The sequence below is a fragment of the Mesorhizobium sp. M6A.T.Cr.TU.017.01.1.1 genome (genome assembly GCF_004023115.1).
Classification (GTDB): domain Bacteria; phylum Pseudomonadota; class Alphaproteobacteria; order Rhizobiales; family Rhizobiaceae; genus Mesorhizobium; species Mesorhizobium mediterraneum.
Genome location: NZ_RZTA01000287.1, coordinates 1 through 489 on the forward strand (window position 1 = coordinate 1; position 489 = coordinate 489).

General features: G+C 64.0%; 1 pseudogene. It reads right to left on the reverse strand.

The features are described 5' to 3' along the window. Positions 1-489, reverse strand: a pseudogene (locus EOB36_RS34030) (IS21 family transposase); the annotation flags it as partial.

The following is a 489-nucleotide window of genomic DNA, read 5'->3' on the forward strand; positions in this document are numbered from 1 at the left end:
CAGGTGAGGATCGACACCATCTGCCGGTCGCCGTCATCGGCCGCCCCTAGCTTGCGGCGCACCTTCTCCATGGCTGATGGCAGAACCCATTCCCGGAAAGGCGCGCCGTTGCGCAGGCCGTCCGGTTTGCGGGCCAGCACCGGCACGTAGTGCCAGGGATCGTAGACGACCTCGTCGCGGTCGAAAGAGCGTGCGTGCTCGCCGACGACCGCGCCATCCTGGCGGATGACGATGCGGTCGGCATAAGCATGGATCTCGACCGGCCGACCGACGGCGCTCGACAGCACCGAGTATTTGTTGTTGTCGAAGCGCACCGTGCAGGTCTTCGACACCGACGCGGGAATGCAATGGTAGCCGTCGAAGCGACCGGCATAGGGAATGAAGCTGGCGCGTTCTTCTTCGAATACGTCCCAGATCGTGCGCTCACCCTGTTCGGGATGCCGACGCGCCTTGGCATTAGGCAACGCATTTGTCGGCCAGCCAGCCGTT